This window comes from Abyssisolibacter sp. ZYX002, from assembly GCF_056892235.1.
Genome location: NZ_JARMXH010000001.1, coordinates 885,113 through 897,911 on the forward strand (window position 1 = coordinate 885,113; position 12,799 = coordinate 897,911).

Here is a 12,799-nt window from a genome sequence, read left to right on the forward strand (position 1 = left end):
TGGAACTTGGCACTATAAATAAAAAATGGACATATATTATAATATACCAAGTATAATCAGAGATTACTTATTGAAATTAAGAGTAGAACAAAAGTATATAGTTATCTTTATAACTGTATTTTTTAGGAGTGTTGTATATGGAAAAAGGTTTAGGTATAAAGAGTAAAAGTATAAGCATAAATAACTCTAAAAATGAAGTAAAACAGCTCCACGATAGTTTGAGTCATATTATGGTTACCAGCTTAAGTAGTTATGCAGTTAATAACAACTCAGTTATTAGCTTAGATGAAATTAATTCCGCTTCTGATGATATTGTATTAAATGATGATGGTAGTATTACATTTAATACAGAAGGTGTCTATTACTTGTATTGGTGGATGAACTTCGCTGAAGATAATAATATTGTATCTTTAGTAGACAAACAAACACAAGCAGTAGTAGCGATATCTGCAAGCCAGAATATCGAAGTACCAATCGATGGTAATATGATAATTGCTATTAAAGCAGGTCAAGCGTTAGAGTTTATTAATGATAGTGGGAGTGCAAGGACATTATATACAATTAATACTGGAGTTAGTGCTACTTTTATAGCTTTTAAGGTTGGACAGGAGGGATCATGTTGATTAAACAAGAAAATAATAAAATAAACGAGATAAAACCACAGAAATCTTCTATGATGAGTAGTTATATCAGTATGACAGCTAACAATGAATCGACTCTTAATAATGGAGATGCTGTATCTTTTGATACAATTGATCAAATCACATCAGATATAACATATCAAAAAGACGCTGATACTATTACTTTTAGTGAAAGTGGAATATATATTATATCTTGGTGGGTAAATATTTTTAAAGATGTTAATTTTTCTTTTATAGCGATAACAACAGAAAATCAACAAGGCACTAATATAGCATCGGCAGGATTGAATTTGGATTCTTCTCAGTCAGGTAGATTTACTTTGAGTACTAGTGAATTGGTTGGAATAACAGCTGGAGATAAAATTAGATTAGTTAACCGTAGTGCAGGAGCAGTTAGATTAGCTTCTGAACAGAATGTTAGTGCCCAACTAGCTATTGTAAGATTGTCGTTAGGAGATATGTGTAATAGATGTATGAATGATTATAATACGTTTATATCAGTAAATAATAATCTGAATGTGGATGGAATAATGCAAGGGCAGACACTTGAATTTACTGATATGACATTACAATCTAATATAGGATTTGATTCTAATATATTTACGATAATGTCATCAGGATTGTATTTAGTAAGTTTTAGAGCTAATGTATTTCTTGAATCAAGTCTTGGAATGAATGACTTTGTAGGATTATCAATATCTTTAGTCAGAGATGGCATTATAATATTAAGTTCAGGAAACAGTTTAAATGATATATCAGATGTTGGTAATACAACCCAAACAGCAATTGTAGCATTAAACAAAGGGGATAAACTAAAATTTATTAGTTCTACTCAAATAATAAGTGGACTAGTAAATGCAGGAGGAACGTCACTAGTTGCATCAATTACAAGAATAGCATAAATAAAAAACAAACCTTATTTTATTTTATAAATATAGATAAATCCTTAGAATATTTATACTATTAATTTACTAAGTAAAAACTTTCAGTAAAACATACCAAAGTGTTATAGTGAAAATTAACTAGAGAGTTATTTTTAGTAATAAACGATGAATCTAAGAGGCTATTAATAACTTAGAATTATTACAATAAAGCATAAATAGTACCTGTTATGATTTTATAACAGCTATAAATTTATGCTTTTTATTGTGTAATACCATGTAATATTACTTTGCCTCTTATCTGAGTGATTTTTTGTGCGTATTGTAATATACTTATTACTCTAACCATTCTTTATTAAAAAATCTCATTCATTTATTTATTTTATATATAATATAGAGGTTTTAATAGTAGGTATGCAATTTATCAACTTGCTCCTACTTTCTCAGCTGTCTTGTTAACTCTAGAAATTCTGCATCTAGTTTATGATACTCGGGGTCTTCTTTAGTGTATTTGCTTAGTTCTCCCAATATATATGCAATCCTATTTTGTATGACAAGTTTCTGGTTTGCTTCATTTTTCTTGGTATCATCTTTTTTAATTTTCTCCATGTACTCTTTAAACCCATATTCTACTCTTTTTATTTTTTCATTTTCAAAGACTAGTAATTTGTCGCAAATTCTTTCTAACATATACCTATCATGTGATGCTAATAAAATAGTTCCTGTATACTTTTCTAGTGTCTCTTCTAATTTTTCTCTGCTGTATAAATCTAGATGATTAGTAGGTTCATCTAAAATTAGTATGTTGTTGTTGTTTAGTATTAGCTGTGCTATTTTTACCCTAGTTCGCTCTCCAAGACTTAGCTTTTTTATCTGTTTTTTTATCATAGATTCATCAAGTCCTAAATTAGCTAGTAAAATCTGTGTTTCACTACGTTTTTCTCTTGTGGTGATATCAAACAAATCTATAACAAAGCTCTCTTTATCTAAATCAAGTACATCCTGACTCATATAGGACACGTTAGCTGAAGGACTTACAAACAAATCTCCTTTATCTATGTTTTTTTCTCCCATTATAGCTTTTATCAGCGTAGTCTTGCCACATCCGTTTTCCCCAAATAACCCTATTCTATCACCTCTCTGTATATAGAAAGAACTATCTTTAAATAATATTTTGTCTCCATATATCTTAGTAATATTTGATGCTTCTAACACTCTTTTTCCTTTTTTGCTCGGATCATTAAATGCAAAGTTGATTTCTTTTTCTGATTTAGGCTTTTTTACTCCTTCTATTTCAATTTTTTCTAGCCGTTTTAGTTTTGATTTTACTTGCTTATCTTTTTTCTTTGCTTTTACTCTATAGTGTTCTTTTCCTCCCTTTTTTCTACCAGCTTTAACTGCTTTTTTTACTGCCCCATTATGTGATTTATCTGACCAAGTTTTTAATCTATTTATATCTTGTGTGATTTTTTGCTTATACTTTTCTTGCACTATATAAGCATTTAATTGACTTTCGTATCTATGTTGCTTTTCTTTTTTATAACAAGTGTAATTGCCTTTATAGCTTGTGCTCACACCTTCTTGTAGTTCTATAACTCTATCTACTGTTTCATCAAGAAAATATCTATCATGTGAAATAATTATAATTGTCCCTTTATATTCTCTAATCTCATCTATCAGCCACTGAATTCCTTTAAAATCTAAATGGTTTGTTGGTTCGTCGAGTATTAGTAAATGGGGCTTATCTGACCATATATTTGCCAGCGCTAACTTTGTTTTTTCACCTCCACTCAATCCTTTAAATTTTTCCTTGTCCCAATCTTTCACTTTCTGTATACCTAACTGACTTGATGCCTTTAGAAACGCTTTTATGCAGTCTTTGTTATTTGCAAACATATCATTAATAGTGTTAACAGTATAATAAGTTGACTGTAATAGATATCCTATTTTGGCTTTTTCATTGCTCCATACTATATTTCCTCCATCTTTATTTTCTTTTCCGAATATAATATTTGCAAGTGTTGTCTTACCTTCTCCATTATTTCCTACTAGCCCTATTTTCTCCCCTGCTTTTACTTCCATATTAACATTTTTTAAGACTTGTTGCTGTCCAAAATTCTTTCTTATACCAACACAGCGCATCAATACTGACATAATTATCACCTCGCACCTTTCTATATTAAAATAAAAAAAACTGCAAATGAACATTAGTTCACTTACAGCCTTTACCTCAAAATTATTTGATACCATCCAAAATATACATCTCATATATAAAAATAGATACGAAATATATATCCATGCAGATATCTAAAAGTTTATATTAAAGTTTAAGTAATGTTCTTAGTTTATTAATATGTCTAAAATCTACCATCTACAAAAGGACATATTCCTCCTGTGTTTATTAATACTTTGACTTTCATTTAGACATTAATATTAAATTGTTACTATTTAACTAAGAACAAATTCCTCATCTTTTTCTCCTTTATTTCAATATTATTTTACTATATTAGTATATTGACTAAAATTATAATTGTCAAGCCCTATGATTGTGCTTTCAAATATATATTTTAACCAGGTAATGATTTCTCAATTTTAATTTACTTAACGTGGCTGAACTCCTGGATCATTCTTCCCTTTGTAAATAATGTAATATATATCGCTTTCATAGGTTACTGTAGGTGGATATGTTGTATTTACATCATAAGCATGCTCATTACTCCAAATCGTATATCCAGGTGAGGAGTAATTCCAGCTCAATGGTAGTGTACAACCAGGTTTATGTGCCCAAGAATTAAGCGAACCATTTGTTTTCATAAAATGGAAATCTTCATTACCGGTATCTTTTCTCATACATATAACTTTAAACCATTTATCAGGAAGACTTGTCGGTTTTGTAGTAGTTTTATACCCATTATACCCCAATGAATCTAAATCTTTTAAAACAACATCTGCCATTTTTGAAATAGGCATCAATATGCTGAAATACGTGTTAGAAATTTCACCTGGTTGCAATCCTGATGTTTTACCGAGTGAATATGCATAGCAATTATATTCTTTATATTTCATGTCCCACGGCCCAATCGGGGTGCTATGTTTTAAAGTGTATCTTGAGAAATAAGGCTCTCTCTCCAATTTGAATACACTCATACTATCAAGCGTGATAGCTAAATTATTGAGCATTTGATTTGATTGTTCAGCGTTGAACACTTGTATACATGGATTTATTTTTCCATTTATAATCATAGATGTGTATTTGTATACAAAGTGCTCTGCTAAATCTCTGCTATTATCATAATCACTAGGTAATACTAACCCTCTGTCTAGCAAAGTATCTAATAGCTCACTACTTTCCATATTTAAAATTACTTCTTCAGAAATGGGTAATTGCTCTTGTGCATAAACTGCTAGTGACATCATTAAGGACATTATCCCTAACAATACAACCAAAAATATTGATGACCATTTTTTACTTTGTTTTAACATATTACTTTCCTCCTACACTCTCAAATTTCAACACTTGTTAATGCAAAATTTTACTTTCTTACGAAAATCTACATGATAATTTCTGCAATTAATATACCGTAGTCTCTTAAATTTCTAGGTTATTTTCTAAATAGTCAGAATTACAACATATGTGCCAGGACGATTACTTCTTTATCTTTTCATAGATTGCTTTTGTGTCCTTAGCCATCTTCATATATCCATTATGACTGCGTGATGACATTCCCTTCACCAACAAATTAAAATCAGATTTAAAAAATTTCGCTAATTGATACTTTGTTAAGGCTTTTAGTAAATCTTTATCTACCTTTAAACCATTTTCAAGAAACACATTATACAACTCCATTGCAGTCATCTCATTGAATTCTTCATCTGTGTATTTATTTTCTTCGTTTTCTTCATTGCAAGCCGCTATCAGCATACACAATATCAAGAGTACAGATACTATAAAAACAAATCTTAGTATTCGCATATACACCCCCTCCTTTTATCATAGTGTAAATCTTCCACTACCTATTTGAAATTAAATCCTACCTAATAATCTTCTTGCTTTTGTTTCTGATGGTTACAGCACCTACCCTTTAGTCTGCTAGCAATTTACCTTAAAAGAAGATACACACTTTAAGATTATACCTTTTATTGGTTTAAACATTTTTCATCTAGTAGTTCTACATATTTCTGAGCAACTTCTTCATAATATTTTGAGTCGTTTGCCCTAAATTTACTACTGTCTATTGCTATTATCTCTTTCCTATGTAAAAGTCCTTAGTGCCTCCATAAATACATCTTTTTCTATTATATTTAAATACTCTTTACTATATTAATAGCAATTTTAAATACTCTAAACTATATTTAATTCTTCACTAAAAATGCATTCTGAACTATATTAGTTTTTCACATAACGTTTCTGGATTTGAAACGTTTCTAAACCTTAGAAAGAGATGCTCAATGCCCTGAATAAGAAGCTAATGCATGGACTGCTTAGATTGAGGAATTGCTAAGGGCTGACACGAACACCAGCCCTTAACACAAATGAATACCTCCCAACAATATTCTTCAATTAAAGTATATAAAATATATAATTAAAACTCTTCAGTTGATTATATAGACTATTCAAATATATATTATTTAACCTCTCCTACAAAACTACTTGTATAGTGAGTGATATTAATTACTCCATTTTCCATGTGAATATCAAATAAATATCACATTTCCAAACCTTATCCTTATTTAATCTTAAAATCTAGTCATCTTTATTAATCTTCTGTAAATATAAAAATAGCCCTCCAAATTATTGGAAGACTATTTTATGCGTTTTAAATATATATTTAATCTATTCTCTATTTCGTTGATATTAACTTTTTTAGATAATGTTTTAATTTATCTATTATCTTTCCTACAATTCCTTTACTCTAACACGTCTTAAATCCTGTTCTCGTTATGTTTTTTGTTTTTGATTTTAAACTTACTAACCAATGAAGATAAGTTCTCTGCTAGGTTTGATAAGCCATCACTTGCATCTACTATTTGAACCATTGAACCTGTTTGTTCTTCTACTGATGCTGATGCTTGCTGTGAAGCAGCTGCATTTTCCTGTGCTATAGCTGATAGATTTTGTATAGTTTCTAGTATCTCAGATTTTTTTATCTCCATATCTTTACTTGATACATTGAGGCTTTCTATTGCTTTAACCGCTATTTGTATAGCTGCAAATATTTCTTGATATTTTTGCTCTGTATCGTTAACACTTTGTACTTGTTCATTAATGATAGCTTTTACTTCGCTTATTGTTTTTACTGCTAAACTTGATGAATCGATAAGCTCTCTTACTATATCGTCTATTTCTTTTGTTGATTTTGTTGATTGTTCAGCTAGCGTTCTTATTTCCTCAGCTACTACTGCAAATCCTCGGCCAGCTTCTCCTGCTCTTGCAGCCTCAATTGCTGCATTTAATGCTAATAAATTTGTCTGCTCTGCTATTGAGGCTATCATATTACTTGCTTTGCCTATCTTTGATGTGCTTTCATCTGTCATCTGTACTACTTTAAAAATTTCTTGAGATGCTTTGTTTGATTCTTCTGTTTTCCTAGTTAATTCATTTACAATCTCAAGTCCTTCGTCGATTTTGTTAACCATTGTATTTGATGCACCATTCAGTGATTCTATCTGCTGATAGTTGGATTCTATTACCTCTCCTAAAGCATATGTTTTCTTTGCTCCACTATCTGTGTTTTCTGCTTGCTCTGATGCTCTTTTTGATATCTCATCTATCGTTGTTGCAACTTCTTTAGATACTGTTGCAACGTGTTCGATTGTAGCTGTAAGCTCTTCACTAGAGGACGAAACATCATGCGCTGATTCTATAACCGAACCTATGAGTTTGTTAAAGTTTTGGTTCATAGCATTGAATGCTACTGAAAGATTCCCTATTTCATCATGCCTTTTTAGATTTTCTTTTGAAACTTCTTGTGTGAAATCTCCTTCTCCCAATAACTCAGCAAATTTTGTTGCTTTCGAGATCGGTTTCATTATGCTTCTTACTCTTAAGTACACAATTGTTGAAATCAAGATAGTACCGATAGCAAATGCTATAAGTATGTAAGTTGTAAATTTTTTCAAATCACTGTATATTTCTTTTTTATCTATAAGCTGTATTATACCCCAGCCATTTATTTTAAGAGGAACATAAGCTACTATATAATCTTGATCTTGATAGTTAACATCTTTAATTCCGTTTTCTCCTTTTAAAACCTTTTCACCTACAAAAGAAAGTGATTCTATATCTTTTATATTTGTTTTATCATCAACTAACTTTTTATCTTGAGCATATACTACTACTCCCTGCTTACTTATTAAAAAGTTCTTCCCTTTTTTACCTATCAAATTATCTTTCATGATCTCTGGTATGGTATCTAAGGATATATCTACTGATAAAAAGCCATATGCTTTATTTGTGTTATCTCTTAATGCAGTTATTGCAGATACGAAAATTTCGTCTGTATTTGACCCTTGATATGGTGATGTAAACGCAACTCCTTTTGCTTCAGTGGCTACTTTATACCAAGGTCTCTTTTTTGGATCATAGCCAACCTTTGAAACCTCTTTGTCAGTATCCACTCCAAAATTGGCACGGTCATTAGATATGAATATATACTTTACTCTATCAAATGTGTTCTTATAATCTGCTAATGTATCCATCATTTTGTGGTAAAGTGGATGTGATGTGATATCTTCACGTACGTTTACTTCTTTTAGATATTGTTTTACATCTTTATCTAATGCTGCTTGTTTAGCTATTTGCTTAGCAATAATGAATGTCTCACTAATATCTTTTTCGATTAAAGCCGTCTGCATATCAATTTCTTTAAATACCTGTGCTTCTGTATTTTCTTTTGTAGTGTAGTACATCCATGCCACTACAATTGAAAATATAATAATTGTGACTAAAATAACCTGCATTGCTAGTTTACTAGCGATAGAATTTTTAATCCCCTTCAATTTTAACACTCCTTTTATGTATAGTTTAGTGATGCAAAGTGATACACCTATCGTCACATTATTATATTATAGTACTAATTTCAACAAATTTCATTATATTTTTCCTCTTTAGGTACAATTACCTATTATAGCTATGCCTAAATATTCTCGAATAAAAAATAAAGCAAATACAATGAAGCTATTCCTTGTATTTGCTTATTTAACGTTAATATCTTTATATATAATTTAGGAAGTACAAATCACCATTCTCCTATGATTTGTCATACCAATTATAAATTCTATTCTTTTGTATTCCGTGCTATATCATCTTGTATCATTAAAAATATAACATATTTTTTGTTATATTTATCGTCTAATTTCACATGTAGTATTTCTTTGTTCTATGAACTCTTTAATCTCCTACTAACTTCATACCATACTTAACTCCTTATACTATCTCTTATCTGTGTCAACTGCAAAGTACTCTATCCATGTAGGAGTAAATCCAGTTTTTAGTGCTATTTTCATAGATGGAATATTTGCACTCCATGTTGTATAATACGGTATTTTACCGAGGCTATGTATTTCTTTTGCTAAGCTTCTAACTAGGTATGTTGCTACCCCTTGTTTTCTATATGAAGGCAATGTATCTATTCCAATTTGCCATAAATCATCATAGTAATCATCTGCTCCAGCTAATGCCACTAGTTTATTTTCTATAAATGCACCCAATGCTATCACATCGTTTTTGTAATTTAGTGCATTTTCAAAGCCTTTGTTTTCGTATAAATTTTTCATATCTTCTTTCTTGAATAGCTTATATTTAAAACCAGTTGGTTTAAATACATTAGTTTCCTCATTATTTGCAAATAAATATCTTAAGTGTTCTCCTGCTAGTTTTTTATTATATTCTCTTAGCTTAGATTCTATGATATGTAGATTTTCTCCATCCATTACTCTTTTAGCTTCTATATTTACAAATTGCTTAATCGCCCAATTATATATACTCTTATCTAATATGAATACTGCATTCTTACCAAACGATACAATATTAAAAAATGTTTTGGATGATTTTATGAATATGTTTTTGTCTTCATCAAATACTTCTTTGTTATATCCACCTTTTTTAGCTAGTATTTCTTTGACTGTATTCATAGTCTCTGTCTTATTCATGTATTCTCTCCCATTCCATATAAATAAATTGATCTTTTTCTCCATTAAAGTTATTTTTTGTGTATTCTTTTTTTACCTTGAAACCTACACCAGTATAGCATTTTGTAGCTCTTTTATTAAAAGCTCTTACTTCTAAACTTATAACATCATCAGGATATCGTTTTTCCGCCTCTTTTAGTATTGATTTCATTATAGTTTTTCCTAAGCCTTGTCCACAGAAATTTGGCTTTATCCCTATTCCTATAGATACCTTGCCATTCTTTCGTACAATTCTACCAAAGGCAATTAGTTCATTACTAGCCTCAAATGCGAGAAATTGTTCTTTTCTTATTTCTTCTTTTGTCAATCCAAAATTTTTATTTACTGATATATTCCAATTAGGCAGATCATATACTGAAAATTCTTTATCGTATTTCCATGTGCATACTGTTTTTGCATGTTTTTCTGTAAATGTTGATTGTGTTATCGTTTTAGTCATATGTATCGCCCCCTTGCTTATTAGTTACTTTTTGGTAGCTCTTTTTTAGTAATGCTTTGCGGGATACTTGTGGTTATTCATTAATTTATTGGTTAAGCTTTTTGATTGTTTTTCTTGCTCGGAGTAATCTGTGAATTATTATACTAATGTTAAATCACAGCTTTCAATGTCGCTGTCGATAAACAATCTCAGCTTCTAGGTAATTGATTAATATCTCTTTTGAGGTAATGCTTTGTAAGATAAAAATATATAGTTCAAGAAAGTTCACTACCTATTGGTACTATCATATCCTAATTTCTTACGGACTCTATATAGAACTTGTTCCTTTATATTATGTAGAAGCTTTGTAGAAACAAGTCCTCTAAAGTCGCTTCTCCAAAAAACGGATATGCTTCTTTGTTGGTTTTAGATTATCTTTGATTTCCCCATCACCAATGAGTTAAGTATCTTTACACTTCTAAATCTACCAAATTTTATAATTTATGGTTTGTTTAGCAAATTGTTTTAGTTTATCTCTCAGAAGCTCAAGATACATAAAACTATTATTCTCCCATAATAATATTCTCACAGTTTCTATAATCATCTTTATCTGAGATTATTGTCACACATGGCTTCTTTATTGTTGTTACTTCTTTTCCTTCTTTTACTGCTACTAAACTATGATATATATATTTATTATACCTAGCCATATTCATAGGATCATAAAGTACTATTTTAAATTTACCTGTTATTGTTTTAGCGTTATCTTGATTTAGTATGGAGTCTATCTTATTTTTAATTTCATTTACATAGTTATCATACTCTTTTTTAAATTCAGCTTCATCAAACCCCGTATCAAGTTTTATTCCTTTTTCTATATTGTAATCAAATTTACTAATGTCATTATATAGATATACACTCTTACTTAAATCTTGTTCTATTTTTATACCTAACTCCTCTGCAATTAATATTAACAATGCCCCTGTTAAATACGATGCTCTCCTTATATCAAATAGTTTTTCATTTATACAGCTTAATATTTCACAAATGTAACTTACTTCTTTTTCGTATTTTTGTCTAGACAGCAGTTTTAATGTCTTTAATTCCACTGCGGTAGCCTGTCCCTCTAAAGTTTCCATCTGTATTTCATAATTAAAAATACCTTTAATTATCTTTTTTCTGCTATTTCTAATATCTATGTACTTTTTTAAATAGTGTCTCTTTTCTTCTATATTATCAGTTTTAAATGCATTAACTAAATATCTTCTTTCTTCATAAAGTAATCTATAGTTATCTTTGTTTAATGGATATTTTAATTTATCAAAATCATTTACTGTTATTTTTAGTTTACTACTATATTGAAAAGCATGGAACATTTCATGTACTATAAGGGACGCCATCCTATCAATATCTACTTCTTCTTTATCGTGAATTTTCCATATTGCTAATAACTCCTCTTCATATTCAATCGCTGTATTACCAATGAACCTATCGTCTACTGGAATTTCTTTATCTTTCATTACAACTATTTTATCATCATAAAGTGCAAAATCAGTCTTTTCAAACCCTTTCCACAGTTCATCAAAGTCTATTAACTCTATTTTTTTACTAACTTTATTGTATATATCTATCATCATTTATCCTCCTAGTGTTATTGCTATAAATCCACGTCTATTGTGAAAATTTAAACCATTTAGTTGCCCTTTTGTCTAATTCTTTTTCTCTTCTTTTACTATCCACACTATCTTCTTGTTGGTATTTTTCATATGCTTCTTTTGAAAACCATCTAGCTAATGCCTTCCCATAACCTATTCCATCAGGAGGCATTCTATAATTTGTTATAACTACTCCGTTATTTGTTTTCTCTCCTATTAATACTAACTCTGTCATTAATCCATGTGTTTCTTTTATTTCGTCACTTAATTTATAAAATTCTTTAAATACAGCTGACAGATAAATTTCATTGCCTTTTGCACCATAGATAGTATATGCGGTTAACACTTTTCCTCCATCTAATGGTTTACGTATTTTATAATCTAGATAATCTTGTACTGTTTTATGTAATTTTTTATCTATAACTATAGTATCTTTTGTTTCATATATGTTATCTATGTATTTAATACCTACAAGCATGGTTATTATTGACACTATTATCATTATAGATTTTTTAGTGCTCAATGTTTTGCCTCCTTTATTTATTAATCTCTCATATATTGTAGTAAAAATATAATCTATATCTAGTCTTATATACTATACCTATAATTGCAACTATTAGAGTTTGTTTAATCCAAAACTTTCTAAAATAATTATATACTCACCTTATATATTTTTCAATCCACAGTTTTGATTTACTTGAATCTTGTGGCTTTAATATTCATTGATTGTTTTAAAGAATACAGATATACTTACTAAGAAAAAACATATTTATATAGAAATATTCAGGTCTTTTCAACCTGAATATCTTAACTTATCCAAACTCATAAATTATGGAACTTAAAATAACAACCAAGAAAAAACATCTGATTGTCATTAAAATTAATAATATTTTTTCTCTTCAAATACTGTAAATTTATTTGATGTATTTTAGAGTCTATAAACGATTAATGAAATAAAACTAAAACATTGACGTCTCTTATTTATAGTTATTTATAAAAAAAGCGTAAACCTTG

Annotated in this window: 10 protein-coding genes; 2 read left to right on the forward strand and 8 right to left on the reverse strand. The window is 29.4% G+C overall.

Annotation, left to right across the window (positions count from 1 at the left end; genetic code table 11):
• Window positions 1-137: 137 nt before the first annotated feature.
• Together P3X86_RS03950 and P3X86_RS03955 are read left to right on the forward strand one after the other, a co-directional pair.
• Complete coding sequence (locus P3X86_RS03950; RefSeq protein WP_483291323.1) at window positions 138-623, forward strand: hypothetical protein; 486 nt, start codon at window positions 138-140, stop codon at window positions 621-623.
• Entirely contained in the window at window positions 620-1,543 is a 924-nt protein-coding gene (locus P3X86_RS03955) for a hypothetical protein (protein WP_483291324.1), read from the forward strand. The genes P3X86_RS03950 and P3X86_RS03955 overlap by 4 nt, the downstream gene beginning before the upstream one ends.
• A gap of 414 nt (window positions 1,544-1,957) precedes the next feature.
• Here P3X86_RS03955 and abc-f read toward each other — a convergent pair whose 3' ends face one another.
• The 8 genes from abc-f to P3X86_RS03995 form a co-directional block, all read right to left on the reverse strand.
• Window positions 1,958-3,676, reverse strand: coding sequence for a ribosomal protection-like ABC-F family protein (abc-f, locus tag P3X86_RS03960; RefSeq protein WP_483291325.1), 1,719 nt, complete (start codon window positions 3,674-3,676; stop codon window positions 1,958-1,960).
• Window positions 3,677-4,123: 447 nt separating this feature from the next.
• Window positions 4,124-5,005 (reverse strand): hypothetical protein, encoded by an 882-nt coding sequence (locus P3X86_RS03965; protein WP_483291326.1) that lies wholly within the window; start codon window positions 5,003-5,005, stop codon window positions 4,124-4,126.
• Window positions 5,006-5,168: 163 nt separating this feature from the next.
• Window positions 5,169-5,495, reverse strand: coding sequence for a hypothetical protein (locus P3X86_RS03970; RefSeq protein ID WP_483291327.1), 327 nt, complete (start codon window positions 5,493-5,495; stop codon window positions 5,169-5,171).
• Window positions 5,496-6,445: 950 nt separating this feature from the next.
• Window positions 6,446-8,521 (reverse strand): methyl-accepting chemotaxis protein, encoded by a 2,076-nt coding sequence (locus P3X86_RS03975; RefSeq protein ID WP_483291328.1) that lies wholly within the window; start codon window positions 8,519-8,521, stop codon window positions 6,446-6,448.
• A gap of 432 nt (window positions 8,522-8,953) precedes the next feature.
• On the reverse strand, window positions 8,954-9,673 hold the full coding sequence (locus P3X86_RS03980) for a GNAT family N-acetyltransferase (protein ID WP_483291329.1): 720 nt from the start codon (window positions 9,671-9,673) through the stop codon (window positions 8,954-8,956).
• Window positions 9,666-10,151, reverse strand: a complete 486-nt coding sequence (locus P3X86_RS03985) for a GNAT family N-acetyltransferase (RefSeq protein ID WP_483291330.1) — start codon at window positions 10,149-10,151, stop codon at window positions 9,666-9,668. Before P3X86_RS03985 ends, P3X86_RS03980 begins: the two co-directional genes overlap by 8 nt.
• A gap of 542 nt (window positions 10,152-10,693) precedes the next feature.
• Window positions 10,694-11,764 (reverse strand): hypothetical protein, encoded by a 1,071-nt coding sequence (locus P3X86_RS03990; RefSeq protein ID WP_483291331.1) that lies wholly within the window; start codon window positions 11,762-11,764, stop codon window positions 10,694-10,696.
• 37 nt (window positions 11,765-11,801) lie between these two features.
• Window positions 11,802-12,308, reverse strand: a complete 507-nt coding sequence (locus tag P3X86_RS03995; RefSeq protein ID WP_483291332.1) for a hypothetical protein — start codon at window positions 12,306-12,308, stop codon at window positions 11,802-11,804.
• Window positions 12,309-12,799 lie beyond the last annotated feature (491 nt).

Bases quoted from the DNA above. Each gene is read 5' to 3' on its own strand.
- abc-f (WP_483291325.1), bottom strand. From the start codon at position 3,676: ATGTCAGTATTGATGCGCTGTGTTGGTATAAGAAAGAATTTTGGACAG.
- P3X86_RS03970 (WP_483291327.1), bottom strand. From the start codon at position 5,495: ATGCGAATACTAAGATTTGTTTTTATAGTATCTGTACTCTTGATATTG.
- P3X86_RS03990 (WP_483291331.1), bottom strand. From the start codon at position 11,764: ATGATAGATATATACAATAAAGTTAGTAAAAAAATAGAGTTAATAGAC.
- P3X86_RS03950 (WP_483291323.1), top strand. From the start codon at position 138: ATGGAAAAAGGTTTAGGTATAAAGAGTAAAAGTATAAGCATAAATAAC.
- P3X86_RS03980 (WP_483291329.1), bottom strand. From the start codon at position 9,673: ATGAATAAGACAGAGACTATGAATACAGTCAAAGAAATACTAGCTAAA.
- P3X86_RS03985 (WP_483291330.1), bottom strand. From the start codon at position 10,151: ATGACTAAAACGATAACACAATCAACATTTACAGAAAAACATGCAAAA.
- P3X86_RS03965 (WP_483291326.1), bottom strand. From the start codon at position 5,005: ATGTTAAAACAAAGTAAAAAATGGTCATCAATATTTTTGGTTGTATTG.